The organism is Pseudarthrobacter sp. CC12, assembly GCF_039907755.1.
Lineage (GTDB): Bacteria > Actinomycetota > Actinomycetes > Actinomycetales > Micrococcaceae > Arthrobacter > Arthrobacter niigatensis.
Genome location: NZ_JARDJH010000056.1, coordinates 1 through 26,874 on the forward strand (window position 1 = coordinate 1; position 26,874 = coordinate 26,874).

Annotated in this window: 29 protein-coding genes, 1 pseudogene and 1 riboswitch; of the genes and pseudogenes, 2 read left to right on the plus strand and 28 right to left on the minus strand. The window is 65.0% G+C overall.

Annotated features, from left to right (window positions below):
- Window positions 1-385 precede the first annotated feature (385 nt).
- The 4 genes from PV772_RS22110 to PV772_RS22125 all read right to left on the minus strand — a co-directional run bounded on the left by PV772_RS22110 (window position 386) and on the right by PV772_RS22125 (window position 4,001).
- A complete protein-coding gene (locus tag PV772_RS22110; protein WP_347887579.1) occupies window positions 386-877 on the minus strand; it encodes an SDR family NAD(P)-dependent oxidoreductase in 492 nt (163 codons plus the stop codon).
- Window positions 874-1,197 (minus strand): SDR family NAD(P)-dependent oxidoreductase, encoded by a 324-nt coding sequence (locus PV772_RS22115; protein WP_347887580.1) that lies wholly within the window; start codon window positions 1,195-1,197, stop codon window positions 874-876. The genes PV772_RS22110 and PV772_RS22115 overlap by 4 nt, the downstream gene beginning before the upstream one ends.
- A gap of 469 nt (window positions 1,198-1,666) precedes the next feature.
- Window positions 1,667-2,782 carry a multicopper oxidase domain-containing protein gene (locus PV772_RS22120; RefSeq protein ID WP_347887581.1) on the minus strand — a complete coding sequence of 372 codons (1,116 nt, stop codon included), beginning with the start codon at window positions 2,780-2,782 and terminating at the stop codon, window positions 1,667-1,669.
- Window positions 2,783-3,128: 346 nt separating this feature from the next.
- A complete protein-coding gene (locus PV772_RS22125; RefSeq protein WP_347887582.1) occupies window positions 3,129-4,001 on the minus strand; it encodes a potassium channel family protein in 873 nt (290 codons plus the stop codon).
- Between the two features lie 296 nt (window positions 4,002-4,297).
- On the opposite strand from PV772_RS22125, the gene PV772_RS22130 reads away from it, so the two are divergent.
- Window positions 4,298-4,492, plus strand: a complete 195-nt coding sequence (locus PV772_RS22130; RefSeq protein ID WP_347887583.1) for a hypothetical protein — start codon at window positions 4,298-4,300, stop codon at window positions 4,490-4,492.
- Here PV772_RS22130 and PV772_RS22135 read toward each other — a convergent pair.
- From PV772_RS22135 to PV772_RS22185, 11 genes and pseudogenes are all read right to left on the minus strand, one after another.
- Window positions 4,486-5,058 (minus strand): TlpA disulfide reductase family protein, encoded by a 573-nt coding sequence (locus PV772_RS22135; RefSeq protein ID WP_347887607.1) that lies wholly within the window; start codon window positions 5,056-5,058, stop codon window positions 4,486-4,488. The two genes, PV772_RS22130 and PV772_RS22135, sit on opposite strands and share 7 nt — an antisense overlap.
- A 284-nt stretch (window positions 5,059-5,342) precedes the next feature.
- Window positions 5,343-6,248 (minus strand): cytochrome c oxidase assembly protein, encoded by a 906-nt coding sequence (locus PV772_RS22140; RefSeq protein ID WP_347887584.1) that lies wholly within the window; start codon window positions 6,246-6,248, stop codon window positions 5,343-5,345.
- Window positions 6,249-6,255: 7 nt separating this feature from the next.
- Entirely contained in the window at window positions 6,256-6,507 is a 252-nt protein-coding gene (locus tag PV772_RS22145; RefSeq protein WP_347887585.1) for a hypothetical protein, read from the minus strand.
- A 21-nt stretch (window positions 6,508-6,528) separates the two neighbouring features.
- Entirely contained in the window at window positions 6,529-7,056 is a 528-nt protein-coding gene (locus PV772_RS22150; RefSeq protein ID WP_347887586.1) for a DUF3105 domain-containing protein, read from the minus strand.
- 103 nt (window positions 7,057-7,159) lie between these two features.
- Window positions 7,160-8,037 (minus strand): annotated as a pseudogene (gene lgt / locus PV772_RS22155) (prolipoprotein diacylglyceryl transferase).
- 11 nt (window positions 8,038-8,048) lie between these two features.
- Window positions 8,049-9,629 carry a multicopper oxidase family protein gene (locus PV772_RS22160; protein WP_347887587.1) on the minus strand — a complete coding sequence of 527 codons (1,581 nt, stop codon included), beginning with the start codon at window positions 9,627-9,629 and terminating at the stop codon, window positions 8,049-8,051.
- A gap of 42 nt (window positions 9,630-9,671) precedes the next feature.
- A complete protein-coding gene (locus PV772_RS22165; RefSeq protein ID WP_347887588.1) occupies window positions 9,672-10,421 on the minus strand; it encodes a cytochrome c biogenesis protein CcdA in 750 nt (249 codons plus the stop codon).
- Window positions 10,422-10,426: 5 nt separating this feature from the next.
- Window positions 10,427-11,317: a F510_1955 family glycosylhydrolase gene (locus PV772_RS22170; protein WP_347887589.1), complete on the minus strand. Its 891-nt coding sequence runs from the start codon at window positions 11,315-11,317 to the stop codon at window positions 10,427-10,429.
- A gap of 114 nt (window positions 11,318-11,431) precedes the next feature.
- Window positions 11,432-12,067: a DUF305 domain-containing protein gene (locus tag PV772_RS22175; protein WP_347887590.1), complete on the minus strand. Its 636-nt coding sequence runs from the start codon at window positions 12,065-12,067 to the stop codon at window positions 11,432-11,434.
- Window positions 12,068-12,212: 145 nt separating this feature from the next.
- Window positions 12,213-12,692 carry a hypothetical protein gene (locus PV772_RS22180; RefSeq protein WP_347887591.1) on the minus strand — a complete coding sequence of 160 codons (480 nt, stop codon included), beginning with the start codon at window positions 12,690-12,692 and terminating at the stop codon, window positions 12,213-12,215.
- Between the two features lie 275 nt (window positions 12,693-12,967).
- A complete protein-coding gene (locus tag PV772_RS22185) occupies window positions 12,968-13,291 on the minus strand; it encodes a cation transporter (protein ID WP_347887592.1) in 324 nt (107 codons plus the stop codon).
- Between the two features lie 241 nt (window positions 13,292-13,532).
- Window positions 13,533-13,729: riboswitch (cyclic di-AMP (ydaO/yuaA leader) on the plus strand.
- Between the two features lie 4 nt (window positions 13,730-13,733).
- Between PV772_RS22185 and PV772_RS22190 the strand changes: the two genes are divergently transcribed.
- Window positions 13,734-14,519 carry an NlpC/P60 family protein gene (locus PV772_RS22190; RefSeq protein ID WP_347887593.1) on the plus strand — a complete coding sequence of 262 codons (786 nt, stop codon included), beginning with the start codon at window positions 13,734-13,736 and terminating at the stop codon, window positions 14,517-14,519.
- A 77-nt stretch (window positions 14,520-14,596) separates the two neighbouring features.
- Here PV772_RS22190 and PV772_RS22195 read toward each other — a convergent pair whose 3' ends face one another.
- The 13 genes from PV772_RS22195 to PV772_RS22255 form a co-directional block, all read right to left on the minus strand.
- Entirely contained in the window at window positions 14,597-16,882 is a 2,286-nt protein-coding gene (locus tag PV772_RS22195) for a heavy metal translocating P-type ATPase (protein WP_347887594.1), read from the minus strand.
- Between the two features lie 2 nt (window positions 16,883-16,884).
- Complete coding sequence (locus tag PV772_RS22200; RefSeq protein WP_347887595.1) at window positions 16,885-17,109, minus strand: heavy-metal-associated domain-containing protein; 225 nt, start codon at window positions 17,107-17,109, stop codon at window positions 16,885-16,887.
- 21 nt (window positions 17,110-17,130) lie between these two features.
- Window positions 17,131-17,451, minus strand: coding sequence for a metal-sensitive transcriptional regulator (locus tag PV772_RS22205; RefSeq protein ID WP_347887596.1), 321 nt, complete (start codon window positions 17,449-17,451; stop codon window positions 17,131-17,133).
- Between the two features lie 422 nt (window positions 17,452-17,873).
- Window positions 17,874-18,032 carry a type II toxin-antitoxin system Phd/YefM family antitoxin gene (locus tag PV772_RS22210; RefSeq protein ID WP_347887597.1) on the minus strand — a complete coding sequence of 53 codons (159 nt, stop codon included), beginning with the start codon at window positions 18,030-18,032 and terminating at the stop codon, window positions 17,874-17,876.
- Between the two features lie 100 nt (window positions 18,033-18,132).
- On the minus strand, window positions 18,133-19,539 hold the full coding sequence (locus PV772_RS22215; protein WP_347887598.1) for a proton-conducting transporter membrane subunit: 1,407 nt from the start codon (window positions 19,537-19,539) through the stop codon (window positions 18,133-18,135).
- Window positions 19,540-19,554: 15 nt separating this feature from the next.
- Window positions 19,555-21,033: an NADH-quinone oxidoreductase subunit M gene (locus PV772_RS22220; protein ID WP_347887599.1), complete on the minus strand. Its 1,479-nt coding sequence runs from the start codon at window positions 21,031-21,033 to the stop codon at window positions 19,555-19,557.
- A 2-nt stretch (window positions 21,034-21,035) separates the two neighbouring features.
- Window positions 21,036-22,961 carry a proton-conducting transporter membrane subunit gene (locus tag PV772_RS22225; RefSeq protein ID WP_347887600.1) on the minus strand — a complete coding sequence of 642 codons (1,926 nt, stop codon included), beginning with the start codon at window positions 22,959-22,961 and terminating at the stop codon, window positions 21,036-21,038.
- The gene (locus PV772_RS22230) at window positions 22,958-23,260 is read right to left on the minus strand and encodes an NADH-quinone oxidoreductase subunit K (protein ID WP_347887601.1); all 303 of its coding nucleotides are present in this window, start codon (window positions 23,258-23,260) and stop codon (window positions 22,958-22,960) included. The genes PV772_RS22225 and PV772_RS22230 overlap by 4 nt, the downstream gene beginning before the upstream one ends.
- Complete coding sequence (locus PV772_RS22235; protein ID WP_347887602.1) at window positions 23,257-23,937, minus strand: NADH-quinone oxidoreductase subunit J; 681 nt, start codon at window positions 23,935-23,937, stop codon at window positions 23,257-23,259. The genes PV772_RS22230 and PV772_RS22235 overlap by 4 nt, the downstream gene beginning before the upstream one ends.
- Window positions 23,937-24,878 (minus strand): complex I subunit 1 family protein, encoded by a 942-nt coding sequence (locus tag PV772_RS22240; RefSeq protein ID WP_347887603.1) that lies wholly within the window; start codon window positions 24,876-24,878, stop codon window positions 23,937-23,939. The genes PV772_RS22235 and PV772_RS22240 overlap by 1 nt, the downstream gene beginning before the upstream one ends.
- Window positions 24,875-26,050 (minus strand): hypothetical protein, encoded by a 1,176-nt coding sequence (locus PV772_RS22245; protein WP_347887604.1) that lies wholly within the window; start codon window positions 26,048-26,050, stop codon window positions 24,875-24,877. The genes PV772_RS22240 and PV772_RS22245 overlap by 4 nt, the downstream gene beginning before the upstream one ends.
- On the minus strand, window positions 26,041-26,391 hold the full coding sequence (locus PV772_RS22250; RefSeq protein ID WP_347887605.1) for an NADH-quinone oxidoreductase subunit A: 351 nt from the start codon (window positions 26,389-26,391) through the stop codon (window positions 26,041-26,043). The genes PV772_RS22245 and PV772_RS22250 overlap by 10 nt, the downstream gene beginning before the upstream one ends.
- A 253-nt stretch (window positions 26,392-26,644) precedes the next feature.
- On the minus strand, window positions 26,645-26,874 hold a 230-nt coding region (locus tag PV772_RS22255; protein WP_347887606.1), incomplete at its 5' end, for a DUF305 domain-containing protein.

A 26,874-nucleotide genomic window follows, 5' to 3' on the forward strand; every position in this document is an offset into this window, starting at 1 on the left:
GCCGTGGGCATGGTCAACATCCTTCCACGAGCACAAGCTCGCTAGGTCAAGGAGTCAACAAAACCGGGGGCAGTCCCAACAGTAACCACAGCGGCAACGCTTCCAACAGATCCTCCTCGAATAAGCCATGCCAAACGTTACAGACCAAAACGCACCGGCCACCGGCGGGGAAACACCCTTGAAAGCGCGCCAGGCCGGCAGCCCGTGCGATCAGGACACTCCATCCTCCATCCACATCAAACCCGGGATGGGCCCGGCAGGACCTTCATGCCCGCCCATCCGGCGAGGCTGCGAAGACGCCCACTGAACAGGCTGCAGGCACCCAGGCCCTGTTGTCGGCTCAGGCCCGGCCGGACACTGCCCGGCGGTTGGGGTCGGGGCTGCTTCAGATGCTGCGGTGGTTGCTCACCGCTTCCTTCATGGCGGCCAGGCGCGGGGCCAGGGCTGCGTCGACCGCCAAAGGGTCCCGGGCGTTGAGTTCCTGCATCTTCCGGCGGGTCGCGATGGCGGTATTGATTTCATGCTCACCGTTTTCCAGGCCGGTGAGGATTTCAGCGACGACGTCCTCTACGTGCTGGCGGCCAAAGCCCAGTTCTTCCCCGGCGGTGGAAGTGGTCATCATGTCAGTGTCGGTGGCACCGGGGTAGGCGGTGGCGACGTGGACGGCGGTTTCGTGGAGCTCGCGCCGCAGAGCCTCGCCGAACCTGGCGATTCCGGACTTGGTTGCGGCGTAGACGCTGTAGAAGGGAAGACCGGTCAGTGCAATACCGCTGGAGACGTTCAGCACCACAGCCCCCCTGTCCTTCGGGACCTGGCGCAGGCGGGGCAGGGCCAGTCGCGTGAGCAGGATCGGTGCAGTGAGATTTAGATTGATCATCGCCTGCACATCATCTTCGGAATGTCTTCCAGTTCTCCGGCGCGGACATTACCGGCGTTGTTCACCAACAACTCCAACGCTCCGTGTTCGACAGCGGTCTCGATGACCTGCTGCGGGGCCCAACCAGCGGTGATATCGAGCGGCAATACCCGGGCGTGGCCGCCCGCTGCCCGGATCATCGCAGCGGTTTCCTCCAACGGCCCAGGCCGCCGGCCGACCAGCAGCAGATCAGCCCCCCGCCTGCCCAGCTCCACGGCCAGCACCCGGCCGATGCCGCTGCCGGCGCCTGTCACAACGCCGCGTCGATTATGCAAATCCATTCAAGGGCTCCTTGTTGTTCGGCCTGACGTCGTCAGGTGTTGGTATGAACGCCAGATCCGGCGTTGGGTGACGCGAAAACGCCTTCTTTAGTGAGGGTGAAGTCCCCGGCGCTCTGTCCTCCGCGGAGCGGTAAGGGTGCTCCGGTAAACGGCCAGGCTTTGAACTCCCAGGGAACAAACCATACGCGCACCGGGCAGGCTTCCTGAGGCCGGTACAGGCCGGTCCAGCCCCTCCCTTCGCCCAGCAAGAGCCGTCCGCATGTAGCATCTGCCTTCGAGGGCCTGCCGGTTTGCCCCGTCAGCAGGTCCTTCCGCTCTGGAGGTGCCCGTCTGTTTTGATGGAGGGATGACTGAACAGCCGCCTCCGGGAGTGACCGCGGATCTTGACCGTCTGCGGGCAGCATTGGACGCTGTCATTCCCGCTAAAGGCGTGAATAGTTTGCTGGTGGGGACGTGGTTGGGGTGAATCCTATTGAGCGGGCGGGCCGAAGTAGTCCGCGGGAACGGGCTCGAATCCGTTGTAGTGGAAGATGCGTGTCATCCCTACAGGAGCGCCTTGATAACCGGATTTACCGGCGTCGGCTTGGTGATCGGGGAAGCTGCAGTGGAAGACCCAGTTGCCAGGGTTGTCAGCCCTGAACTGCAGAGTGAAGAATTCGCCCGGTGCGATGGCTTGGGTGGTGACGGTCGTGGGGGTAGTGGGGTGGCCGTTGATCGCAACGAGTGTCATGTCCATTCCGTGCAGGTGCATGGAGTGGGTCATGCCCGAAGCGTTGTAGAGCCGGATCTGGACCAGGTCTCCCTGGTTGATGTTGATCGGTTCACCGGCGGCGTCGCCGGTCTTGCCGTTGATCGTGTTGAAGGGCCACATTCCACGTCCGTCGGGTTTGGGCACGGCCGGGGCCCCGTCGCTGATTGTCATGCCGTCATCAGCGGAGGGATTGAACTGCTGAAGAGTCATGGCCACGTCGACCTGAGGATTGTCTTTGGCAGGGACCTGCTTGGGCAGGATCGTGATAATCCCGGCGAGGCCCCGCGGTTCCTGCTTGGCGGTGTTCGTATGCGTGTGGTAGGCGAAGGTCCCGGCGTGTCCGGGGGCGTAGGCAGGATAGGCGACAGTTTTCCCGGGCTGGACGGGGTCGAAGTCGATACCGGCCACACCATCGGCGGTGTTAGGTTCGTGGGTCCCATGCGGATGCAAGCTCGTAGGCTGGTCCAGTTCGTTCGTAAGAACAAACTTGATCTTCTCACCTTCGTATGCCACAAGGGTGGGCCCGGGGGCTGAAGCTTTACTATTGTCGCTGCCGGTAACTTTCCAGCCCAGTACTTGAGCTGTTTGGATTGGGAAGGTGGCGATCTGCTGGCTGAATTCCACAGCCGTGAGCGCGAACGTCCGTGTGTCACCGTTGAGTTCGCCTTCGTAGTTGCCCACACTTGGTGTTGTGGGAACGGTCGTGGCCACCGGCCGGCTGCTTGTGTTCCCGCCCTGGTCACCCGGACTGGTTACGGCCGCCTGGCCTCCTGTCAAGGCGATCGCTAACGCCAGAACGCTGGCACCTGCAAAGGATTTTTCCTTTATGCGCATAGTTCCCTTACCTTCCCTTATAGTTAGCCGGTACGCCTCCACCTGGGTATCCTGATGCCTCAGGAAACGTCACCGGGACCCATTTCAGTCGTACCCGGTACGTCGACGCTGGAGATTTCAGAATGCCCCTTTCGGTCCTACATTGGCAAGCCTACTGACTATCCAATTGTTGCCGTTCTTCATCCATGCAGTTTTTCCCCGCCGAACAACGGCCGCGGCAGGGGAATCAGCGCGGGATAGCGACTTGATGTGTTGGAGGTCCCTTGTCCGTTTGATACTGGGCCCCTGATCCAAAGACTTGACAGCCCAGTGCTTAAGCTGAGGTCTACTGTCGGTTTCTGCTGTTTTACCCTGCTGGGTGCCCGTGATCCTTGGTGAAGGCATTGAAAACCTCCGTGCTGGACGTGCCTGCGATGCCGAATTGTTTGTTGAGGGTTTGCGCGAAGTCGTCAAGGGCCGTTTGGAGAATCCCGCCGTTGAGTTGGATGTCCTTGTCTGCGGAGTTTTGGGCTTTAGCGCCGATTGTGGCCGCGTAAGGGATGGAGGCGGCCAGGGCTATACGGAAGTCGGTTTCGCGGAAATAGTAGGTCTCGGCGTTTTGTGTCATGTCGATCCGGACTTGTATGACGCCGACGGTTAACTCCTCGAGTACCCGGCTTACGGTCACGGCCCCCACCTCGTTGATGTATTCGGCGTACTGGTTTTCTTTCAGGTGGTGCAACCGGGCAGCAAGTGCCCGTCTGCGTCCAAGTGCGGGGTAAATCTGGTTAAACCAGGACAATGCGGCAGTCAGGAGGGCGAATCCGATCAGGCCTTGAATAGGGGAGAGGAGGCGGAGCCAGGGAATGACGGGCACGACGTCACCGTAACCGAGGGTGGCGAGGGTAACCAGGGATATGTAGAGGGCTTCGGAGAAGCTGTTGTACCGGCCCGGGTCCAAACCAGGGGAGTAACTGAAGCCTTCCGGGACGTGAGGATAGTAAATGAGCGCCCAACCCAGTGTTTGCAGCAAGGCCCAGACGGCAATGACCGCTACCAACGCCGTTGGACCGGCTATGCGCCCGAGTCTGTGCCCGGTCATTCGGGAGGTCCACCAAATTCCCACAGTGATCCAGTGACTTACCCGGCCCCGGCCGCTGGGATGCAGCAGGGTATGAAAGATGTCGTTCAGGCCAACCAATACAACCGCAAGCCCAAGGACGGACAGAAAAATATCCATGACAGGTTTACACTTCACTTTCCCTTGCTTGCTCTGGGCATCGCTCCTGGGGTAGCCAGGCCAAGAATCCGAAGGTTACTGCCTTTCTCGGCTCGGCGGCTTGCAAGGTCCCTGACGACTCGGATCAGTCCATGTTGTCAGGCTCGCGGCGCAGCATTTCCAGGGAAGTCCCGCTGATTCGTTCGGCTTCATCAACGATGATCATTTCCAGGTTGGGTGCTGGGGCTGATGCGGGACCCTGCCTCTTGTCCCCTTGTCGGGACGCTTGATGTTTGTCGCGACTTCGGTTTTGACTGATGGCCAGTGAGCACGCATTCAGCCGTGACTTCCATTCCCTGATGGTCGCCGGGGTCCTCACTTCCGGGCCGCAGGCGGTGGAAGGCATCATTTACCGGTGCGGGATAGCCCGAAGCGATTTGCCCCGGGCCCTGAAGCTCTTCGAAATCCTGAACGTTCTGAGCACCCACCTGTTCCCCTTCTGGTCTCATTGAGCCTGCGCGCTGAGGATCAGGGATTTGAGGGTGCCCTGGTCCGCCAGGCCGAGAATCCTGCTGGCAACCCGTCCCTGCTTGTCCAGGACAAGGGTGGAGGGTACGGCCTGGGGCGGGACGTACTGTGCCATGGCCAGCAAAATCCCGCCATCCTTATCCTGCATGCTCGGATACGTGATCCCGAACGTCCGCTCGAAAGCGGCCGCAGCCTGTTCCTCGTCCCGGATATTGACGCCGTAGAACCGGACTCCGTCGGGTTGAAACTGCTCCCAGAGGGCCTCAAGGCGGGGGGCTTCGAGGCGGCAAGGGGCGCAGGCGGCGTACCAGAAGTTGAGTACGGCAACTCTGCCGGCCCAGTCCGTTGAGCTGATCACCGTCCCGTCGTAGAGTTTGCCGGTCAGGACGACCGGCTTGATCCGCTGCGCGGGGGCATATTCGGTGACGGACCCGTCCCCGGCGATGTAGTTCTTGTTATCGCCCGCCTTCGCTTGGTTAGCCAGGGTGTCATTGGAGCCGCATCCTGCCAGTGCCGTGATGCCCGCCGCGCCCAGGAGGGCGGCGGCGATCAGTCTTCGGCGGGTCAGGACAGCGGCCTTTCCTTCAGCAGGCGGAGGGGGAGAAGGGGGTGTGAAATCGTGCACGATCATCCCTTGCTGTTGTGAGTGTGGGCCCGGTTCGCAGTGACTCCAAGAGGGGGAGCAGGGCGTGCCGGCGCCTTGGGGTGTACCGCGGATTTTGGAGTGGTCCTACGGGAGGGGCTCGGCTGACGTGGCTGGTGGCTCAGGTCGGTAGCAGGGGTTGGAGTTCTCGCGCGTTCGGGAACTGTGTGAAGGCGCCATGGCAGTGGGGATCAGGGCGGACCTTGGGGCAGGTGGGTGCGGCCGTTCAGGTGTTCGCGGTTGAGAGCCTCGAGCTGGTCGTCGGTGAGGTTGTCGTAGGAGCGTGCTTCATTCCGGTCGCTGCGGGCGAAGCGGACGAACATCAGGATGATCAGTGGCACGTCGACTGTTTCTGCCAGGAACCACAGCAGGTCACCGGCGAGTTGTTGGTCGCGGAGCGGTCCCGGGAGCCAGCCCGCATGCCCGCTCAGGCCTTGCGTGGCCCCGTCCAGGATTTGCGGGCTGATCCGCATCATGATCCCGGGCACGGCGTCGGCGACCAGTTCAATGAAGACGTAGATGAATTCGACGATGATCATCGCGCTGACGGTTTTGGAGGAGGCATCTTCGATGATGGGCACGACCATCAGCATCCCGGTGAGCGGCACGAGAACGGTGAGGGCCATGTCCCAGAACGGGCCGGTCCGCAAGGGGTAGAACAGGGGTGTCAGAAAGAGCGTGAAAATTCCCAGGCCCAGCAGCGCGGCGACCACCGTGTTGGCCAGGGCCCGCATCACCGGGTGTCCCAGGAACCGGTCCAGCCTTGCCGTCCCGGCGGGCCCGAGGGTTGCCCGGGCCAGGGTGAGGGGTTTGCCCGCGGTGACGAGCAGCGGAACGATGAACAGGTATGAGGTGATTTTCAGGGTGAAGACCCACCGCAGATCGTGGCTGTACACGCCGGTGAAACCGAAGCTCAGCACCGCAAAGCTGCCCAGGCCCAGGGCGTAGAAGGTTGCGGTCCGCCGCCACGGCCAGCGGACCCTCCGTTGCCGGGCGGCCCGGAGGCCGCGGGCGTAGAGCAGTGCGGCCGTGGTAAAGAGAGCCAGGGCTGGCCAGTTCATCGTCCAGGAGGTCAGGACAACATCCAGGGGCGGCATGCCGGTGCTATTTCGTCTCGGTGCGTCCGGCGATGACAGCGCCAGCGAGGAGCAGTAAAGCGCCGGTGGGGTAGCCGATGAAGATGTCCTCCGTGATGCTCGGTCCCTGCCCTGTGGGCGCGAGGTGGGCGACCCAGTGAGCGATGGCCACGAGGGCGCCGAGGGCCATGAGGACCTGCCCGGTGCGAACCAGCCGCCGGTGCCGCCGATAGCGTGACTGGTAATCGTTCTGCTGTTTTGGCTTGCGGTAGTTTTTCATGATGGTCCTTAGTGGGGCGGGTCAGCCGTTGGTCCCGCCGGTGCAGGCGGCGCCGGGTTCGGGTGCGTTTTTGGATTGCGCGTAGGCGCGGATGAATACGGGGATACGGGCGTCGTTGGCTGCGGTTAGTTCGAGCTGGGTTCCCCAGGCCGTCGCCTTTACCGGTGCTGTTTGGTTCGCGTCCGGGCTGAGGAGCACGTACGGTTTGTCCCGGGCCAGGCTGGTGAGTGTTGCGATGTCGGCGGCGGCAAGGTCGGGCTTGTAGGTCAGCCACACGGCGCCGTGCTCCAGTGAATGGACTGCGCTTTGTTCGTTGACGGGGGTGGTGTAGATGCCGCAGTTCGTCCAGATGGGGGCGTGGTCTCCTCCCACGCCGGGTTCCTGGGGATACTCCACAGCGGTTTGGACGTGGTTGCGGGAAAGGCCGGTGAACGTCTGGACGCCTTCGATGGGTTTGCGGGCGGCGTCCGCGGCCTGGTTGCGTTCCTGGAGGGAGCCCACCACGGTGATGGCAACAATGGTGATGATGGCCGTCAGGAGCAGGCCCAAGCCGCCGTAGACCAGAAGGGTCCATTTGCGTTGTTTTGCTTTTTGGTGGCCCGGATGGAGGCGACGATCGCCTGGTGTTCACTGCGTCGCTTGGCTGCGTTGCTCATAGCGGTGTTCCTTTGCTTTCAATGTCGGAAGTGGGCTGCGCCGTGCTGCCGTGGTCAGGCCCGAGTCCCGAGCGGGGCAGGCGCCTGCGGGCCTGAAAAAGAGCCAGCCCCGCGATGAACACCAGTGCCGCTGCCCAGGTGTTCACCCGCAGCCCCCAGGATCGTGTTGGCGGGATCGGAGCGGAGCAATTCGAACACGAACCTGCCGGCGGTGTAGAAGGTGATGTACAACGCGAACACCGACCCGGCGCCGAGTCGGTACTTGCGGTCCAGGAACATCAGCAGTGATGCCGCCGCGAGGCACCAGAGCGATTCGTAGAGGAAGGTCGGCTGGAAGTAGCCGATGATCTCGGGGCTGCCGTCGGGTCCGGTCAGCGCCTGCCCGGTGGCCTGGTTCATGGCGTGGATCTGGAGTTTCCAGGGCAGGTCGGTGGCCTGGCCGTAGAGTTCGTTGTTGAACCAGTTGCCCCAGCGTCCCAGCGCCTGGGCGATCAGCAGTCCCGGGGCTGCGGCGTCCGCGAACGCGGTGAAGGGGACCCCGGCGCGGCGGGCGCCGATCGCGGCGCCGACGAGGCCAAGAGCGACCGCTCCCCAGATCCCCAGGCCGCCCTCCCAGATCCTGAGCGCACCCCAGGGGTCTTTTCCGGGGGCGAAGTAAAGCTGGTTGTCGGTGATGACGTGGTACAGCCTTCCTCCGACAATGCCGAACGGTGCTGCCGCCGCGGGCCCGCAGCCGCCGTGCCGTGAGCCACACCCCGACGACAATGCCTGCCAGGATCGCCAGGGCATAAAAGCGTATCGTCAACGGCCCGAGCTGGAAGGCACTCACGGTGGGGGAGGGAAAGAACAGTTCTGTCGCGGTACGGGTGTTCATGGCCGTGGCCCTTACTTGGTGTAGGAGAAGACGGCCATCATGCCGCGTTCGGCGTGATAGGCGTTGTGGCAATGGGTGAGCCACTGGCCCGGGTTGTCGGCGTCGAAGATCACCGTGACGGTCTGTCGGGGCCGGACGATCACGGTGTCTTTGCGTGCCCCTCCGCCGGAAACCTGGAACGTGTGCCCGTGCAGGTGCATGGGGTGCCACATGTCGGTGTCATTGATGAAATTCACTTCAACCCGTTCACCTGCCTTGATATCGAAGGTGTTGCCGTACGGGTTGTTCATGTCGAAGCGTTTTCCGTTGATGCCCCAGTCGTACTTCATCATGCTGCCGGTGAGGTGAACGTCGTGGGTCCGGTCAGGGGTTTTGTCCGCCAGGGTGACCCTGGGATCGGCTTTCAGTTGTCCGCCGTCAACGACGGTGCCTTCCAGTGTGTTCGGCAGTACAGCGGGCAGGGGCTTCCTGCCGGTGCCGGTGCTGATAAACCCGAGTGCCTGGCCGGTCTTGCCCTCCGCCAGCGCCATGACGGGGGTGTAGCCGTCCCCGACGGTGAGGAGCGCATCGATGCGTTCGCCCATGCCTAGGACCACTGCGTCAACGTCCTGGTGCTGGACCGGGAACCCGTCGGTGTGCGTGAGGGTGAGTTTCTGGCCCGGGATCCCGACCCGGTAGGCGGTGTCCCCGGCGGCGTTGATGATCCGCAGCCGGATGACCTCTCCTGCTTTCGCGCTCAGGATCTCGGCCTGGTCCGGTGCCTTTGAGTTGAACAGGTGGAACGGGTAGCGGACGTCCCCGGCGTCACCACCCAAAAACTCGCTGCGGGAGCCCATCAGCATATGGCTCATGCCCGATGATCCCTGCGCGGGCGACGACGAAGGGGAAGGGGAGGATCCCATCGACCCGGACATGGAGCCGTGGTCCATTCCGGGCATGGAACCGGACATGGACATGCCACCGGAGAGTTCCTTCACGACGTCGTCCGGGGTGCCGGTGATGCCGTCCAGCCAGTCATCGAGCACGATGACCCAGTCCCGGTCATACACGAGTTCCTCGGCTGGATCCTCGATGATGAGCGCTCCGTACAGGGCGCGTTCGCGCTGCATCTCGACATGGGAGTGGTACCAGTAGGTGCCCGGGTGGGGAAGCTGGAAACCGTAGGTGAACGTGGCGCCGGCGGCCACCGGGTCCTGGGTCAGGCCAGGGACGCCGTCCTGGTCATTGCGCAGGGCAAGCCCATGCCAGTGGATGCTGGTGGCGTCCTTCAAACCGTTTTTCAGATTCACGTTCAGGCGGTCCCCGGTCTTCGCCCGGATGGTCGGGGCGGCAAGGGCTCCGTTATACCCCCAGGTCGTAACGGTTTTGTCCGCCACGGCGGCAGTGAAGGCAACGGACTGCAGCGATTGGGTCACGGTCCTCCCCGAGGAGGTCCGGCGTGCTTCATACTCGGCGACCACAGGGTCCGTCGGCATGATGCGCGCCGGCGCGGTCCCCGGGGTCTGGTTTCCGGTACAGGCCGCCAGGGCCGCGGCCGCGGCGGTCGCGGCCGAAAGTCCCAGGAAGCGGCGCCGGTTCAGATCGGTCAACATAGCAAACTCCTTAGGTGGCGTGCCCTGCGGGGCCCGCCTGTGTCAGATAGGGGTGAGGAAGGTCCCGGAGAGGTTCTGCAGCCGGTAGATCCACTGCACCCAGACCCCGGTGACCATGAGAAGGCCCAGAATGATGAGCAGGGCGGCGCCGCCGATGTTGACGGCCCGGATGTGTCGACGGACGAAGGTCAGCGCGTTGCTGACCCACCCCAGTCCCAGGGCGGTGAGGGCAAAAGGAATGCCCAGGCCCAGACAGTACGCGAACGCCAGCAGAGCACCGCGCCCGGCGCTGCCGGTCGTGACGCTCAGCGAGAGCACGGCACTCAGGGTCGGACCCATACAGGGTGTCCAGCCGAGCCCGAACACGATCCCCAGCAGTGGAGCCCCGGCCAGGCCCGTCCGTCGGCCGAGGTTGATTTTACGGGTCTGCTGCAGCCACGGCACCAGCCCCAGGAGCGCCAGCCCCATGAGGATTACGACCACGCCCATGCCGCGCATAAGTGCGTCCTGCCAGCGCAGCAACCAGGAACCGATCGCACCAAAGGCGGCCCCGTACAGGGTGAAGACTGCAGCGAATCCGAGCACGAACAGCCCCACGCCGGCCAGGACACGGCGCCGGTTCTTCGGTTGTGTCGGATCGGTCAGGCCGGAGACGAAACCCAGGTAACCCGGGACCAGGGGCAGGATACAGGGGGACAGGAAAGATACCAGGCCCGCGGTCATCGCCAGCGGGATGGCGATCAGCAGCGCGCCGGAGGTAACGGTGGAGGCAAAAAACCCGCCGATGTCCATCAGCGTCAGGCGGCGTCAGCGGGACGGAAGGTGGCCCCGCCATCGGTAGAGACGACCAACCCGGCAGTCGTGGCGGCCCAGATCCACGGACTGCCCGCGGATCCCTCGGAGGCGGCCACGGCCTGGACACTGCCGTCAATCTTTCCGGTGCGCTTCCAGGACAGGCCCCCGTCAACGGAGGTATAGACGCTGCCGTCCGGGGCGACACCTGCTGCTTCCGCGGCGCTGGCGAAAGCGGCGAACTGAATCACCGGCGCCCCCTGGATCAAGGTCCACGTGTTTCCGGCATCGGCCGAGCGCCGGAGACCCTCAGGGGTCGTTGCGAGCACGGTGTCGCTGTACGGGTTACCGGCCAGGACGGCCGGGGCGAACCCGGCAGCAACGGTCTTCCACGTGGTGCCATCCGTGCTGGCCCGCATGGTCCCGTCAAAGCCGACAAATCCGGACTTGGTCGTCGTCAGCGCATGGAAGTCCGACTCCCCTTGCCGGGAGACCTGTGCCCAGGTCTTTCCCCCGTCACTGCTCTTGAGTAGTCCCAGAGGGTTGGGCATTGTTGAGTCTTTGCCTGGATGGCCGGAGGCGTAAAACACGCCCTCGTCCATGGCCGCCGTGAAACCCATCAAGTCGATGCTGGGTCCGATTTGGACGGACGTGCTTTTAGAGATGTCGAAGAGCCCTTCATGGGTCGCCAGCATTATTTGTCCGGTTTCGGAGTTCACGCTCAGTCCGTGGACGTGGGAGCTGGGAAGCCCTGATCCGGCCGTGGGGGATGCGGCACCTGGTGCGCCGGAGGGGTCCGACGATCCTGGGGAGCAGGCGGACAGGGTCAACAGCAGGGCGCCGGCCGCGGCGAGGGCAGCGGCAGGCCGGGGAAGGGATGAAAAGGGCAGGGACACGGGAAACTCCAAAGGACGGACCGGCCAACCGGGCGGACCACGGTAACCGGGAAGGGTGACAGGGGAGGTGCCGGCCCCCAGGGGGAAGAGGGCCGGCACCCGTTGGGGCGCTGACTACAGGGTGGCCAGCAGGTCCTTCATTTCCTGGATCTCGGCTTCCTGGGAGCTGACAATGTCCTTGCCGAGCTGGACCGCGTCAGTGTTCTTGCCATCCGTGGTTTCGGTCCTGGCCATCATGACGGCGCCCTCGTGGTGGGCGATCATCTGGGTAAGGAACAGCTTGGCGGCCTCGACGCCCTGGGCGGCTTCGAGCTTGGCCATGTCATCGGCGCTCATCATCCCCTCCATGCTGTGCGAAGAAGCAGCACCGGTGGGCATCGTTGTGGGCTGGCCCCAGGTTTGCAGCCAGCCGGTCATTTTTCCGATTTCCGGGCCCTGGGCCGCCTTGACCTTGGTGGCCAGGTCGGTTACGGCGGCAGGGATACCCTGCTTTTTGAGCACCATGTCGCTCATGGCCACGGCCTGGGTGTGGTGCGGGATCATCATCTGCGCGAACATCGTGTCCGCATCATTGAAGCCAGCCGCCGCTGAGCTTGCGGGGGCGGCGGTGGATGACATCCCGGAGCTGCCGTGGTTCATCCCGGACATCCCGCCGCTCTCAGAGCCACCAGATCCCGACCCAGTCGAGCAGCCGGCCAGGGCGAGGGCCGCGGCGATGGCCGCAGCAGAAAATGTCAAAGTTCTTTTCATCAAAATCAGGGTCCTCAAAGTATCAGCAGCGCGAGTGCGCCCGTGTGCTGGCATGCAGCGGCGGACCCGTGCGGGCCCGGCCTGTGTCATACACGCCGATGGCTGGAGTGCGCGCCGGTGAAAAAGCATGGCGCCGAGGAGTGATTTACGTCCGGCTGATACAGAGATCACCGGGGGAGGCGCTGCCCGGTGAGTAGGAATACGTGCTGCCGAGCACGGCGGCGGCACCAAAATCAGGCAGCTCATAGGGCGCCGGCCCCGGCAACGGAGCCGAGAGAGTCGTGGTTCCCGGGGCCAGGACACAGGCCCCTCCACCGGCTGACATCTCGGTGCACGGCCCTGCCGGGGCACAGGAAGAAGAAGAGGAGGAGGAACCCGTGGCGACGGGATCACTGGAGGCCACGCCTACTGACATCCCCATGGCCTGGGCATGGCTGGCCGGCATTGTTTGCAGCTGCGTCGTCCCCCCCGACCCTGCCATTGACATGGCGGGCCCTGAGGGCATGTCGTGGGCGCCGGTCATCACATGCATACCGAAAATGCCTGCAATAATGGCCAGCGCCGCAGTCAGGAACCCCGCCCGCAGGAAGAAGGCGGTGAGACGACGACGGTGTGTTGCGGTCACGCCTCCTCCCTCCTTTTTCGTGCAGGTACTCTCAAGCAAGGGTACCGGCAGGGTGTTCCTGCCGGTCCCGTCCTTGTGGTTCAACGCGCCCGGGTGGCATTCCGTTGCACCGTTCCTCACGGCGGCGGCCAGGGATCCGGGTGATCCGTGACGCTTGGTTCAGGCGCACGGCCCGCCCGGCCTGTGGGCAAGCGGGCCACATCCTCGCGGAGGGCCGCCTGCTCCCGGAAGCACAATGCCCCGCGGAGACGAGGGACTTCGGGGAAGTGCAGACGCTAACTGCTGGCCAGGGTGTACCCGGCTGAGGTGACAGCCTCCCGCATCGCTGCTGCGTCAGCTGCGCCTCGCACCAGCAGGCGGGAACGGCCGCCCGGGACAAGGTCCACGGAGGCGGACTCCACCCCATCGAGGGCAGAAACGGCGTTCTCAACCGTCTGTACGCAATGCCCGCAGGTCAAGCCGTCCACAGCGAATTCGACGGTACCGGTACCGGTGGCTGCGGTGGGGGCAGAAGAGGCTCCGGCCGAGCAGCAGCTGCATCCTGATGACGATGCCGATGAGGCAAGCGGCAGCTGGGTACGGTTTTCAGTTCCACACATGTCAGTTTCCATTCCTTGACGAAGGGCTAATGGGCGCTGGGGTTGAACGGCTGTGAGAGGCCGCGCGGAGCGCCGGCCGGGACATACCACTTCACTGACAACAAGCAATACTATACCGGGAGGGGGTATTACGAGGAAGGGGGTGCTACTGTGATCCGCATCTCCCGTTATTCAAATGTGACAAAGAATGCTGGAGTGAAGTACGGTCTAAGCCGTGCCGGTTTCTCCAATGCGGCACTTCCGGCCAGACTTGCCTAACTCTGCCGCTGCCCGGGATCCGTTCGCAACTTTCGTCCGGCAGAGACGGGGAACCCAACAGTGGCCTGCTGCAGGCAGGTCTTGGGGTGAAGCCGTGCCCGGTGCCTTTTCGTGCCGGTCCGGCCGGGTGTCTCCCATCCGAATCCGACAGCTAACCCCGCAGGCAGTGGGAGAGGCCTCTTTCATGCCCATGCGCAAAACTCACGGCCGCCACCGCGCGGTCCCCGTCCAGACCAGCACCCTTGCGGTCCTGTCCAAGTCAGTCGCCGGCAACGCCGGTGTCGCAGGCCGCCAGGCAGCTGTCATAGCCGCGGCATCCGGCCTTGTCCTGACCAGCGGCATCGCCGCCCAGGCAGCCGAAGCCCCGACCCAGCGCAACGCTGAGCCGGCCTCCACGCAGGAAGTCGCCAGCCAGGTCCTGGCGCCGCTCAGCGCCGATGCCAGGGTCCAGATCTCCTTCGAACGTCCGGCTGTGAAGACCACTGCGGCCCCGGTCGTGGAGGCACCCAAGCCGGTCGCGGTTGAGGCGCCCAGGGCGGTCATTCCCGCCGGGCATGCCGCCGTGAAAACGCAGGCCGCCGCCCCAGCTAAGGCCCAGATAACGATCACGCCTGCTGCTGCCGCTCCCGTGGCCGCACCGGCCGCGGGCGGCATCAACGCCATCATGGTGTCCTCCGCGTACGCCCAGATCGGCATGATTCAGGACTGCACCCGCTTGGTGGAAAACGCCCTCAACGCTGCAGGGATCCCCGTCGGAGACCTCGGCCCGATGCAGTTTCTGAACTACGGCACCGTGGTCAACGATCCCCAGCCCGGTGACATGGTCATGCAGCCGGGCCACGTCGGGATCTATGTCGGCAACGGTCAGGTCCTTAGCTCCGGCTTGAACGGCAGGAACGAAACCGCCGTACACCCGCTGACCTGGATGACCGCCAAGGGCGCGGTCACCTTCGTCCGCCCCGGCAAATAAACCACTGAAGGCCGGTGATTCACTGCCTTGGGGGCAGTGAATCACCGGCCTTCAGCATCCCCGCCGAAAGCGTGGGGCTACATTTTACGCGGCCGTCCAAAGCGGCGCAGCCGCAGTGAATTGCTGACCACCAGAACCGAGCTGGCAGCCATCGCAGCCCCGGCGATCATCGGGTTCAACAGCCCCATTGCGGCGACAGGAATCCCGACAGCGTTGTAGAAAAACGCCCAAAACAGATTGGACTTAATCGTCGCCAGCGTGCGGCGGGAGAGCTCAATGGCTTGTGCAACCTGCCCCAGGTCACTGCCCATGACCGTCAGATCTGCCGCGGCGATCGCGACGTCCGTGCCACTGCCCATGGCGATGCCCAGATCAGACTGGGCCAGGGCCGCGGCGTCATTCACCCCGTCCCCGGCCATGGCCACTGTCGCCCCGGACTCCTGCAGCCGGCGCACGGCCTCAATCTTGCCTTCGGGCAGGACCCCCGCCATCACATCTTCGACCGGGATGCCCACCCGGGCAGCAACGGTCAGCGCCGCCGACGCGTTATCCCCGGTCAGAAGAACGGGACGGAGCCCCAGCTCCTTCAATCGGGCGATCGCGGCGGCAGAGCCGGGCTTGACCGTGTCGGTGAGACTGATCAAGCCGCCAGCTTCCCCGTCGACACCTACCCAGATCACCGTGGCCCCGGATTCCTCCAGCGCCTTCAGCATCTGCCCGCCGCCGACAGGGCCGTCAATGCCGTTGTCCCGCAGCCATCCTTCCCGCCCGACGACCACAGCACGGCCGTTCACCGTGCCGCGCACGCCCCCGCCCGGCGCACTGTCAAAGTCCGTCACCGCCTGCAGCGGGCCGTTCGTCCTTGCAGCCCGGGCAATGGCATGGGCGATGGGATGTTCGCTGGCCGCCTCCACCGCCCCGGCCAGGGCGAGCAGTTCATTCCCGCTGGCTTCGCCGAGGCTTTGGACAGCTGAAACCGACAGCTTGCCGCTGGTAACCGTTCCGGTCTTGTCCAGCACGATGGTGTCCACCGTCCTGGTGTCTTCCAAAACCTGCGGTCCCTTGATCAGGATGCCCAGTTGCGCACCCCGCCCCGTCCCGGTCAGTAGCGCCGTCGGGGTGGCAAGACCCAACGCGCACGGGCACGCAATGACCAGCACGGCTACCGCGGCCGTGAAGGCCGCCTGCACATCACCGGTGCTCAGAAGCCATCCCGCGAAGGTTACTGCGGAGATGCCCAGGACCACCGGGACGAAGACCGCGCTGATCCGGTCGGCCAGCCGGGCGATGGCCGCCTTGCCGCTTTGGGCCCGGCTGACGAGTTTGCCCATCTGGGCAAGGGTCGTCTCACTGCCCACACGGGTGGCCTTGACCAGCAGCCGGCCGTTCGCGTTGATCGTCGCCCCGATCACGGTGTCATCCACGCCAACTTCGACCGGCAGCGATTCGCCCGTGATCAAGGAAGCATCGACAGCGCTCTGGCCCTCCACAACGTACCCGTCGGTGGGGATCTTTTCCCCCGGACGGACGAGAAAGACATCGCCGGGGACGAGCAGATCAACCGGGACCTGGGACTCCACCCCGTCTCGGATAAGTGTGGCTTCCTTGGCTCCAAGATTCAGCAGCGCTCGAAGGGCATTGCCTGCCCGCTGCTTGGCGTTCGCTTCCAGATACCTGCCCAGCAACAGGAAAGTTGTCACCACCGCTGCGACTTCGAAGTACAGGGCATGGCCACTCATGTCCATGGCGGGGTGCTGCGTCAACACGGGATCGGCAAAGAGCTGCCACGCCGAAAACAGGAAGGCGGCACTGACCCCGATGGACACCAGCGTGTCCATCGTGGAGGCCAGGTGCCGGGCGTTGATGGCCGCCGCGCGGTGGAAGGGCCACGCGGCCCAGCTGACCACAGGGGCGCTGAGGGCAAATGCAACCCAGCCCCAGTGCGGGAACTGTGCGGCGGGAACCATGGAGACCACCAGGACCGGCAGCGTGAAAAGAGCTGCAACCAGGAGCCTGGGCCGCAGGGTCCCGGCAACGGCCTTCGCCGCGGACCCCTGATCATCACCGCCCGCATCAGCAGGGTGAGCGGCCGCCGCATCCCGCCGTTGTTTTTCCGTCACTGCCCGATCAGCCTTGAGCGCGGCCGAATAGCCGGTGGCAGCCACGGTGTCGAGAATCTGCTGGTCCGAAATGCCCTCCGGGACACTGACCCGGGCCGATTCCAGCGGCAGGTTCACACTGGCGTCCACGCCCTCAAGCTTTCCCAGTTTCCGCTCTACCCGGGCAACACACGACGCGCACGTCATGCCCTGGATGTCGAGTTCAATAATGCGCGTTCCGGGAGTGAGAGTTTCCGCATCCACGCCTAACCTCCGGCCACGACGGCATAGCCGGCTTCAGCTATCGCCGCGTCAACCCGTTCGGGATCCAGCTCCGCGCCGGACGTTATGGTAGCGACGGAGACGCCGTCCTGGTTCAGGGCAACGTCCACGGACTCGACGCCTTCCAGCTCCTGCAGCTCTTCGGTCACCGATGCCACGCAGTGGCCGCAGTGCATCCCGGAAATATTGATCGTTGTCGTCACACTCATGGCAGTTTCTCCCTCAGTCCTCTAGCGCAACAGGCGCCCGATGGCATCTGTCGCTTCCTTCACCTTCGCTTCGCCGGACTCATCGGAGGCAGCTGCGGCATTCACCACGCAATGCCCTATGTGTTCTTCGAGCAGGCCCAGGCTCACGGCATGCAGGGCCTTGTTCACTGCCGCGACCTGGGTCAGGATGTCAATGCAATAGGCATCCTCACCCACCATGCGGGCGATCCCGCGCACCTGCCCTTCAATGCGCTTCAAACGCCCCAGGTAAGCCTCTTTGTCGGTGCTGTACCCATGACCCGCAACCGCCACCGAAGACAACGTGTCAATATTCTCGGTCATGATGCTCCTCTCCGCCACCACACCTTTATATACCCCCCAGGGGTACCTGTGCAACCGCCGCCCAATGGGCACGGCGCCACGCCGGTAAGGAGCGCCTTGCCGGCAAGGGGAACGGCACCCCGGCCTTAGACCAGTTGGGCACAAGGCGAGGGTGACGCCGGAGAACGAACGTCACGGACAGAACGCCCGTACGCAGTAAAGGTCCGAGCCTTCCTGTAGGCCCGGTACCAAGACTGTGGGCACGGAAGTGATCGGTGCGTCGCTTACCACCGGCACGCAGAGTGTCTGGGCTACCAAAGCCGGAGCCGACACGGCCCCGGCACAGATCGTCGCCCTGGCCTAGGAAGCCCAGAACTCCAAGGCCCCGGGCCAACTCCTGCCCGACCGCCCTGCCTTTGCGCCAGGTCAACGAGCCAGAGCCGTTAGCGCCGGATCCTGTTCCATTGTTCGTGACGGGCCGATACCAGCACGGCCGACGGGTGCCCGTGGCGGGTGATCCGCATGATCTCGTGGGATTTGTCAGCATCCTCCACCACGGCGAACGCTTGTCCCTGGCCTCGCTGGGCGGTACGGTTCCGCAATAAGTAAAAACTCAGGCTAATTTCTTCTTCCCCAATAGAGGCTGAATGAACACAGGATGTGCTAAACGGCGAACCTGGGCCGGTGCCGCTGTTCCTGCAGTCAGGCAAAGGCATCCCAGATGATGCCTGCGCCGATCCCCACAGCCAGGCTCACGCAGGCGGCGGCGATGGCCACGCTTCCCGGCCAGGGTTGCGGGGTGAAGTCGCCGGAGTTGGGGGAATCGCGTGAGGCGGTGCGGAAGGCTGGGGCCAGCCAGCGGAGGTAGTAGAAGAGGCTGGCGACGGTGTTGGCTGCGGCGATGACGGTAAGCCACCAGAAACCGCCATCCCAGGATGCTGAGAAGATGGTCAGTTTGGCGAGGAACACTCCCGTGGGTGGGGTTCCGACCAGGCTGAGGAGCGCCACCACCAGTGTTACTGCATGCCAGGGCCGGGCGGTGGACAATCCTTCGTAGGCCCTGAGCTGGTTGCGGTTTGGGTAGGCTCCGATGATGGCGAACGCGGCGAGGTTGGCGGCTGCGTAACCGGGAAGGTACACGAGGAGGGAGGGCAGGGCCAGCGGCACAGCCCCCGCTACTGCGACAGGCATCAGCAGGTAGCCGGCTTGGCTGACCGTGGACCAGCCCAGCAGGCGCCGCGGATTCTTTTGGCTGAAGGCTGCCAGGTTTCCCAGGGTCATGGTCACTGCGGACAACAGGGCCACGAGCAACGGCCACGCGATGGTTCCGGGCATGTGGTCGAGCAGGCGGTAAGCCGCCAGCAGCCCACCGATTTTAGGCACCGTCGTGGCGAACGCGGCTGCTGCCGTGCCGGCGCCTTCGGCGGCGTCCGGAATCCAGAAGTGGCCCGGAACGGCACCTGCTTTGAACATCAGGCCCGCCAGGACGCCCACCAGTCCTACCCCGATGAGGGCTCCGGCGGCGTGTTCCAGGCCCGGGCCGAGGCCGGCGTAGGACGTTGTTCCGACCGCGGCATACAGCACCGCGACGCCGAACATCAGCAGGATCCCGAAGAAGGCGCCCTGGAGATAGGTTTTCAGGGCAGCCTCGGCGCCGGCCCTGGTTCTTCCCATGCCGATCAGGGCGTAGAGGGGGATGCTGGCCAGGAGGAACGCGCCGATGAGCACCAGGAGGTCGGCGGCCCCTGAAAGCACGGTGGCGCCCAGGGAGGCCAGCAGGATCAGGGTGTAGGTTTCGCTTTCGCGCTCGGTCCCGCGGAGTTCATCGGTGCCCAGCACGATGACCAGCAGGGCCGATATTGCCACCACCAGCCGCCCGGCGCCGGTGCCGGCGTCGATCGCGTAGCTTCCGGAGTAAGCGGACGTGGCCGTTCCAGCCAGGGCGGCAGCAGCCGCGGTTGCGCTTGCTGCCAGCGCGCCCAGTGCAAGGATCCGGCTGATCCATTGCCGTTCCCTGGCAAGGAATGAGCCTGCCAGCAGGGCGGTGATGGCCCCTGCCAGCATCAGGATTTCCGGGAGCAGCGCGAGGGCGTCAGCGCCTGGATTCATGGATTCCACTGGCGCCTACCCTCCCAGCAGGCTGACCAGAGATGCCGAGGCCGGGCTGATGGTGTCCAGCAAGGGCACCGGGATGAGGCCGATCAGCACCGAGAGGACCAGTAGGCCCCCTGCCGACCAGGCTTCTGCCGGACGAAGGTCTGCCAGCCCCTGGGACTTTCCCCGTGGTTCCCCGGTGAACACGCGTTGGAGCGCGCGCAGGAACAGTGCTGCGGTGATGAGGATTCCGGGAAGGGCGAGGGCTGTCAGGGGGACGGCGCCGATGCTGCCGGCGAAGATCTGGAATTCGGCGATGAAGCCGCTGAAGCCGGGCAGGCCGAGCGAGGCGAAGGCGGCCACGGCGAAGAACGCCGCGAAGCGGGGTGCCGGGGAGGCCAGGCCGCCGAAGGCGCCCATGTCGTAGGTCCCGGCACGGCTGTGCAGCACTCCGGCCAGCAGGAAGAGGGCGCCGGTGATCAGGCCGTGGCTGACCATCTGCGTGACGGCGCCGGTCACTGCGGTTTCCCGGGCCGCTGGACTGCCGCCGGCACCGGCAGCGGCCAGGGCAAGGACGATGTAGCCCATGTGGTTCACGGAGGTGTAGGCGATCATGCGTTTCAGGTCGCTCTGGGCCAGCGCCACCAGGGCCCCGTAGAGAACGGACACCACGCCCACGGCCACAAGTGCGGGGACCCACGCCCGCCATGCGTCGGGAAGCAGCGGCATCGCGATCCGGACGAAGCCGTAGGTTCCCATTTTCAGCAGGACGCCGGCAAGGACGGCTGAGCCGGTGGCGGGTGCATCCGTGTGTGCCGGGGGCAGCCAGGTGTGGAACGGGACGGTGGGGGTCTTGATGGCCAGGCCGACGACGACGGCGCCAAGCACCCACAGACCGGCCGGGTTGTCGCGTAGCGGCTGGGCCCGGAGCAGTTCCGGAATATCGAACGTGTGCGGCGCGGCGCCGAGGTAGAGGCCGATGAACCCCAACAGCAGCGCCAGCGAGCCAAGGAAGGTGTAGAGGAAGAATTTCAGGGCCGACCGTGCTTTGTTCCCGTGACCCCAGCCTGCAATGACGAAGTACATGCCAACGATGGACAGATCGAAGAACAGGAAGAACAGGATGAGGTCCTGGGCGGCGAACAGTCCAACGCTGGTGGCTTCGAGGAACAGGAACAGCGCTGCCCTGGGGGCGGGGCGGTCGCTGGCACCCCAGTCGTAGACTGCGCAGGCAAGGAAGATGACGGCGGTGAGGCTGATCAGGGGCAGTGAAAGCCCGTCCACCCCTACGTGGTAGCTGCTTCCCACGTTCGGGATCCAGCGCAGCCGTTCCTCGTAGGCCAGGCCGGCCGGTCCCGGTGTCCGGTACCCGGCCCACAGGGTCGCGGTGAGGACCACCTCGACGGCGGTCGCCCCGAGGAAGAGGGCGCGGGCCACACCTTCGCGTCCGGCGGAGAGCAGGACTGCCGCTGCTGCGGCGAGGGGGAAGAGGATGGCGAGACTGAGCAAAGTTACCTCACGACGATCAGAAGGACGGCGCCCACCACAATCACTGCGGCGGCCTGGACGTAGTAGTGATGCAGTTGGCCGGTCTGGGGCCGGCGGGCGGCTGCACCTGCGTGACGGACGGCGCGGGCAAGGCTGCTCACCGCGCTGTCGATGGTTTGGTCTGCGATGGCGGAGCGGCCGGCCAGTCGGGAGGTGGCAGCGGCCGCTGCATCGGTGCCGTGATCCAGCGCGGCGTCCGAGCGGTCGAGGCTTCGTGCGTCCTGCAGGATCTTTTCGGCGGAGTGCTCCACGCCGCGGGAGAGGACGGCATCGTCGAACCGGGCCAGGGAGCGGGCGGTTGCAAGGACCGGGCGTACAAGGACGATGTGGGCGGCGCGTTCCATGTGGAGCCAGGCCAGCGCCCCCGGCAGTGGTGGAAGTTTGACGCCAAGCACCCAGACCGGAACCAGGACCGCCACGGCGAGCAGCCCTGATACGGCGAGTTCGAGCAGGGAGGACTCAGCCTTGCTGCCGAGCAGCCCGCGGACGATGTCACCTGTTGTGCCCAGCACCAGGAGGCCGGAAACAGCGGCGCCGGCGGCGAGGACTCCGACGGGGACCATCTGACACGGGGTGACTTTACGGCTGCCCGTTTCCTCGGTGTCGTAGCCGGACGCAGTTTCCGGGAGCACCGGTTTCCAGATCAGTGCCACAACCTTGGCGGCGTAGGCGGCGGCGAGAACAGCGCCGGCCAGCCCGGCAATGTACAGGGGAAACGAGTGTTCGCGCGCTGCGGTGAGGATGTTGTCCTTGGTGGCCCACAGCGCCAGCGGAGGAATCCCGGCGAGGCTGAGCGCCGCGACGGTGAACGCGCCACCCAGCAGGGGCCAGCGCCGGGCGGCCCCGCGAAGGTCGGCCAGTTTCTTGGTGCCGAGTGCCGCCAACCAGGCGCCCGCCGCCAGGAACAGCGCGCTTTTCGTTGCGGCGTGGGCCATCAGGTGCGCGGCCCCGCCGGCGGCGTCACCCACGCCGGCGGCCATCACCACAAACCCGAGCTGCGCCGCCGTCGACGCCGCCAGGAGTTGCTTGAGGTCCTGCTGGCCTATCGCGATGAAGCCCAGGATCACGGCGGTGGCCGCACCCGCCCACGCCGCCGCGTCCGCCGCCCACCCTGTGGCGGCCAGGAGTGGCTGGACCCGCAGCAGCAGGTACCCGCCCATGGCCACCATCGCGGCCGAATGCAGCAGGGCGCTGACCGCGCTGGGTCCGTCCATGGCCCGGGAGATCCAGAAGCTGAATGGCAGCTGCGCCGCCTTGCCCAGCGCGGCCACCAGTATCCCGGCGGCAGCAATGTCCCGCCAGGGCCCGGGAAGGCTGTCCAGGCCGGCCAGGGACATGGCATCCCCTGACCAGGCGCCGGCGGCCATCGCCGCCCCCGCCGCGAGGTACAGGCCAAGGTCCGCGGTGCGGGTGGCCACGAACGCCGTCAACCCGGACGACACGCGCCGTGACTCCCTCCAGTGGAACCCGATAAGGGCGTAGGAAGCCGCTCCCATGATCTCCCATGCAAAGAGCAGTGCGGAGAGGGTGGTGGCAGTCACGGTGACCAGCACCGAGGCGATGAAGATCAGCATGAGGCCATGGAACCGGGCGGGCGTGCCGATGCCGGACGCGGCAGAGTAGATCAGGACCAGCAAGGCCACCCCGGCAACGCCCGGGAGCAGCAGCGCGCCGAGGGCCTCGACGTCCAGGCCGAACTCGCTTCCCGCCAGGAAGGGCACGGACAGGGAGGGGCGCAGGGCCGCGGCTGCGAAGGCGGCGCCCAGCACCAGGGCAGAGACGACGACGGCGAACACGGCCGCGAAACGGTCTGCCTTCGCCCCGGCCACGGCAAGCGCTGCTCCGGCGGCACCCGGAAGCCCGATAAGCAGGATCAGTAGCCAGCTCATCCGGCCAGGTCCGATGCCATCTCGGTCATATCGGTCTGGCGGGAGCGGTGCAGCAGGATGGCAACAGCAAAGCCCATGGCCATTTCCACCGTCATGGCGGCGATCACCACCAGGAGCAGAACCTGGCCGTCCGGTGCCGGGGCGAGGAACCACCAGAAAGCGGCTGCTGCCAGGATGACGCCGTTGAGCATGAGCTCCAGGCCCATCATGACCATGACCACCACCTGCTGGGACAGTGCGCCATACAGGCCCACGCAGAACAGGGCGGCCGCGGCAATTAACGCCAGTTCCAGTGTCATTTGTGCCCACCGCCTCCGTGGTGCTGCCCGTGCCCATCAGCGTGACCCCCAGTTTGTCCGGCGCCGTGGTCCATCCCGTGCGCGCTGTGGTCCGCATGTCCAGCGGAACCGCCTGGGTGGTCCTGTCCCTTGCCCTGTCCGTCGTCGTCGCCATCCTCTGCGGGGACCAGCGGGTAGGCGCTGTACCTCCCACGCGGGTTTGCCAGGACCAGGGCCGACACGAGTGTGGCGAACAGGACCGGGCTGATGACGAGCATCACGAGCATCTTGGGTTCCATGATGGCTTCGCCCAGGGACGCGGTCAGATCACCACCTGCCGGACCTCTGCCCTCCGGCCAGTCCGCGAGCAGGATCCCTGCCGTCAGCAGCAGAAACAGCCCGACGGCGGTTCCCGCTGACAGCTTCTTGCTGTGCACCATGTCCATGGGCATCAGTGCCGGGTTCATGCCCATGAACATGATCATGAAGATCGCCATGACCGCCATCTCCATGACCATCATCAGGACAGTGATCACCCCGATGTACTCCAGCCTGAACTGCAGCAGCATCAGGCCCACGGCCACGAAGGACACGGCCAGTGCGTAACTGGCGCGCGCCATTGAATCGGTGCGGAACACCGCCACCCCGGTGGCAACGGCAATTAGGGCAAGGACGGCAAAAAGTACTGCCCCGGGCATCAGCTGCTCCTTCCGTTAATGGTGACGACGGCGACAAGGAGGACCTGCAGGAGGACCAGGGGCAGGCCCACCACCCAGGCCGGTGCCATCAGTTGCTCCGGGCGCAGTTGCGGGATGCGGCGGCGCAGGGCCACGAGGAACCACAGCAGGACGACGGTCTTGCCAAGGAACCAGAGCCAGTCCGGCAGCAACGGGCCGGACCCTCCGCCCAGGAACAATGCCACGGCGAAGCCGGCACCCACCGACAGCAGTGAGTAGCGGCCGGTCAGGACAAGGAAGCGGTCCACACCGGAAAGTTCTGCCGTCACGCCGCCTGTGATGTCTGCGGCCATGGGGGCCGTGAAGGGCCGTTGAAGTGAAAAAGCCAGCACCGCGGCCAGGAACACCACGAAGGCGACCGGCATCCACACCACGAACCACAGGCCCTCCTGCGCGGCCACGATGTCACCCATCCGCAAGCTGCCCGCCGCCACGGCAGGAGCAGTCAACGCAAACATCAACGGCAGTTCATAGGCCAAGGCCAAGGCAAGGAACCGGTAACCGCCCACCAACGGAAACACGCTATTCTGCCCCCAGCCGGCCAGCCACACGAAGGCCCACACCAGGACGTCCATCGCATTGAACCAAACCAGCCCCACGGCGAGGTCAGACACCACCCAGGCACCCACCGGCAGCACGGCCACCTTCAGCGCCGCGGCCACCGTCAACCCTGCCACGCCCACCCTGCGCAGCAGCTCATCGGCGGCCACAGTGGACCGCCTTCGCTGCCGCAGCAGCCGGGCCGCCTCCGCAACTGGAGCGAAACCGCCGCCCCGGCGCCCACTAAAGCGTGCAGCGAGAACTCCATTGACCATAGCACCGGACAAGGCCACCACCGCCAGCGCCACCAGGGCCGCCAGCGGACCCCAAGCAGGAAGCTGCTGCACCACGCCCGGAGTCATCGCGCCGGCCCTTCCACTGCCGGTGCGGGTTGGGCCGAAAAGTCGAGGCTTGCAACGATAAGCCGCACCACGGACAACTCCAGTCCCCGTACCAGGTCCGGCAGGACCCCCAACGGCACTCCACCCGCGGTGGCAGTGCCGGCCGCCGCAGTGCCATCCAGCATGGCCAGAAGCCGGTCCCAGGCATCCGTGCCACCGAGTTCCCCAGGCTCCCCGCCCTGCGGAATCCGGCCGACTCCCCGCAACGTCCGCCGCAACAGCCAGTCCCGGCGCAGCCGTGTACCGGATCCTGCAAGCGACCGCCGGCACTCATCCAACGCCGCACCATCCAGGGCAGCATCCCGAACACCCCGCACCTTCGCAGCCTCCCGCGCGGCGCCGGCCAAGGCCAGGAGCCGTGACGCGAGATCCGACTGCCGCACCAAGACGGCACGCTCCGTCCCCAACGGCCCGCCAACAGGGAATTCCTCGGCCCAGCCAAATGCGTACTCAGCCCTGGCCGCGAAAACGATATCCCCCTGCAGCTCGCAGTGCAGGACCAATCCGGCAGGCCAGAACGGAAGATACGGGCCCAGCGGCACCTTCAAGACATCCAGGTCAAGACCGTCGCGGTCCTTACCCTCGCCCGCCAAACCGATTCCGTCCGGCATCGGCATCTCCATGCCCCCGTGGTCCATGCCCTCGTGACTCATTCCGCCGTGGTCCATGTTCATCTTGGAGTCGCCGTCGCCGTCGTCCTTCCCGCCGTGGTCCATGCCTTCCTGATCCATATCCGCATGGGAGTCCCCGTCGCCCTCGTTTTGTCTCTCGTCCTGTTCCGGTTCAGTAGCGCTGCGTTCCGCTTCGAGCCGGAATTGTTCGTCCACGTCCAGCAACTCCTCGACGCAGCCGTCCAGCGCACGCCGGGTGTCTTCCGGCCCGGTGACCACGGTCCTGCTCCTGGGGCCCGGCAATTGATCCCAGAGGCGTTCCACAGCGTCGGTCTGGTCATCCGGAACCTCTCCGCAGATGCAGAGGATGTCCGCGTCGCCAGGTGAAAGAGCCTCCACCCATCCCTTGTCGGCGATGAAGCGTTCCACAGCCATCCTGGGCCGGGCACCCGCAAAGGCCTCGACCAAAAACACATGGCAACGTGTCACCGCAGCCCGTGCCAGCACATTCTTCAGGCCCACTTGAAGGCTCCTTCGCGCCAGGCCCACAGCACGCCGGCCATCAACACGCCCAAAAAGACAAACATTTCTATGACAGCCGATGCGCCCATCCGAGGCACCACGACAGCCCACGGGTACATGAAAAGCATCTCAACGTCGAACGCCAGGAAGACCAGCGTCACCGGGTAGTAGCGGGCGTGATACCGCGAGAGGGCATGCTGTTCAGGGATCCAGCCGCTGGTGTAGGGCCTGCTGACCAACGGATTCCTCGCCACAGCAGTCAACTGGTGCAGCGCGTACAGGCCAGCCACTCCCACGAGCGCAACCACGAAGGTGATCGCAAGGTTCAGGTAAGCGGACATGCGCTTCCCTTCGTTAGCCAGCGCCCTAGAATCACATCAGCAGTATTGTTACCGTACCCGGGCGTTGCTACCGGGTGAAGCCATGGATCGTGAGCCGTTCCGCGTGTTCGCTCTCTCGATGCTGGAGACCACTTCAAGGGATAAAGTAGAAACGCCGCAAAAGGGAATTGGAGGACAGCCAAGGCCGCCCCGAGAGGTCTTGAACTTTCCCCGGGCACCAGCAGCCGTCCATCTCCCACCGTGACTTCCTCCCTCAGTCGGCCTCGTACCGGTCAAGAATCGACTGCATCTGCGTGATCTCGTCCTGTTGGGATGTGACGATGGAATGGCATAGGTCGATGATCTCTGGATCGGTGATGTTCGATTCCTGGCAGACGAGGATCGCGCGGGAGTGATGCGGAATCATGGGACTGCCCCCGGTTTTGTTGACTCCTTGACCTAGCGAGCTTGTGCTCGTGGAAGGATGTTGAGCATGCCCACGGC

Coding starts and splice junctions, on each gene's coding strand:
- PV772_RS22110 (WP_347887579.1), bottom strand. CDS start 877: ATGATCAATCTAAATCTCACTGCACCGATCCTGCTCACGCGACTGGCC.
- PV772_RS22115 (WP_347887580.1), bottom strand. CDS start 1,197: ATGGATTTGCATAATCGACGCGGCGTTGTGACAGGCGCCGGCAGCGGC.
- PV772_RS22120 (WP_347887581.1), bottom strand. CDS start 2,782: ATGCGCATAAAGGAAAAATCCTTTGCAGGTGCCAGCGTTCTGGCGTTA.
- PV772_RS22125 (WP_347887582.1), bottom strand. CDS start 4,001: ATGGATATTTTTCTGTCCGTCCTTGGGCTTGCGGTTGTATTGGTTGGC.
- PV772_RS22130 (WP_347887583.1), top strand. CDS start 4,298: ATGGCCAGTGAGCACGCATTCAGCCGTGACTTCCATTCCCTGATGGTC.
- PV772_RS22140 (WP_347887584.1), bottom strand. CDS start 6,248: ATGCCGCCCCTGGATGTTGTCCTGACCTCCTGGACGATGAACTGGCCA.
- PV772_RS22145 (WP_347887585.1), bottom strand. CDS start 6,507: ATGAAAAACTACCGCAAGCCAAAACAGCAGAACGATTACCAGTCACGC.
- PV772_RS22160 (WP_347887587.1), bottom strand. CDS start 9,629: ATGTTGACCGATCTGAACCGGCGCCGCTTCCTGGGACTTTCGGCCGCG.
- PV772_RS22165 (WP_347887588.1), bottom strand. CDS start 10,421: ATGGACATCGGCGGGTTTTTTGCCTCCACCGTTACCTCCGGCGCGCTG.
- PV772_RS22175 (WP_347887590.1), bottom strand. CDS start 12,067: ATGAAAAGAACTTTGACATTTTCTGCTGCGGCCATCGCCGCGGCCCTC.
- PV772_RS22185 (WP_347887592.1), bottom strand. CDS start 13,291: ATGTGTGGAACTGAAAACCGTACCCAGCTGCCGCTTGCCTCATCGGCA.
- PV772_RS22190 (WP_347887593.1), top strand. CDS start 13,734: ATGCCCATGCGCAAAACTCACGGCCGCCACCGCGCGGTCCCCGTCCAG.
- PV772_RS22200 (WP_347887595.1), bottom strand. CDS start 17,109: ATGAGTGTGACGACAACGATCAATATTTCCGGGATGCACTGCGGCCAC.
- PV772_RS22205 (WP_347887596.1), bottom strand. CDS start 17,451: ATGACCGAGAATATTGACACGTTGTCTTCGGTGGCGGTTGCGGGTCAT.
- PV772_RS22215 (WP_347887598.1), bottom strand. CDS start 19,539: ATGAATCCAGGCGCTGACGCCCTCGCGCTGCTCCCGGAAATCCTGATG.
- PV772_RS22225 (WP_347887600.1), bottom strand. CDS start 22,961: ATGAGCTGGCTACTGATCCTGCTTATCGGGCTTCCGGGTGCCGCCGGA.
- PV772_RS22230 (WP_347887601.1), bottom strand. CDS start 23,260: ATGACACTGGAACTGGCGTTAATTGCCGCGGCCGCCCTGTTCTGCGTG.
- PV772_RS22235 (WP_347887602.1), bottom strand. CDS start 23,937: ATGCCCGGGGCAGTACTTTTTGCCGTCCTTGCCCTAATTGCCGTTGCC.
- PV772_RS22240 (WP_347887603.1), bottom strand. CDS start 24,878: ATGACTCCGGGCGTGGTGCAGCAGCTTCCTGCTTGGGGTCCGCTGGCG.
- PV772_RS22250 (WP_347887605.1), bottom strand. CDS start 26,391: ATGTCCGCTTACCTGAACCTTGCGATCACCTTCGTGGTTGCGCTCGTG.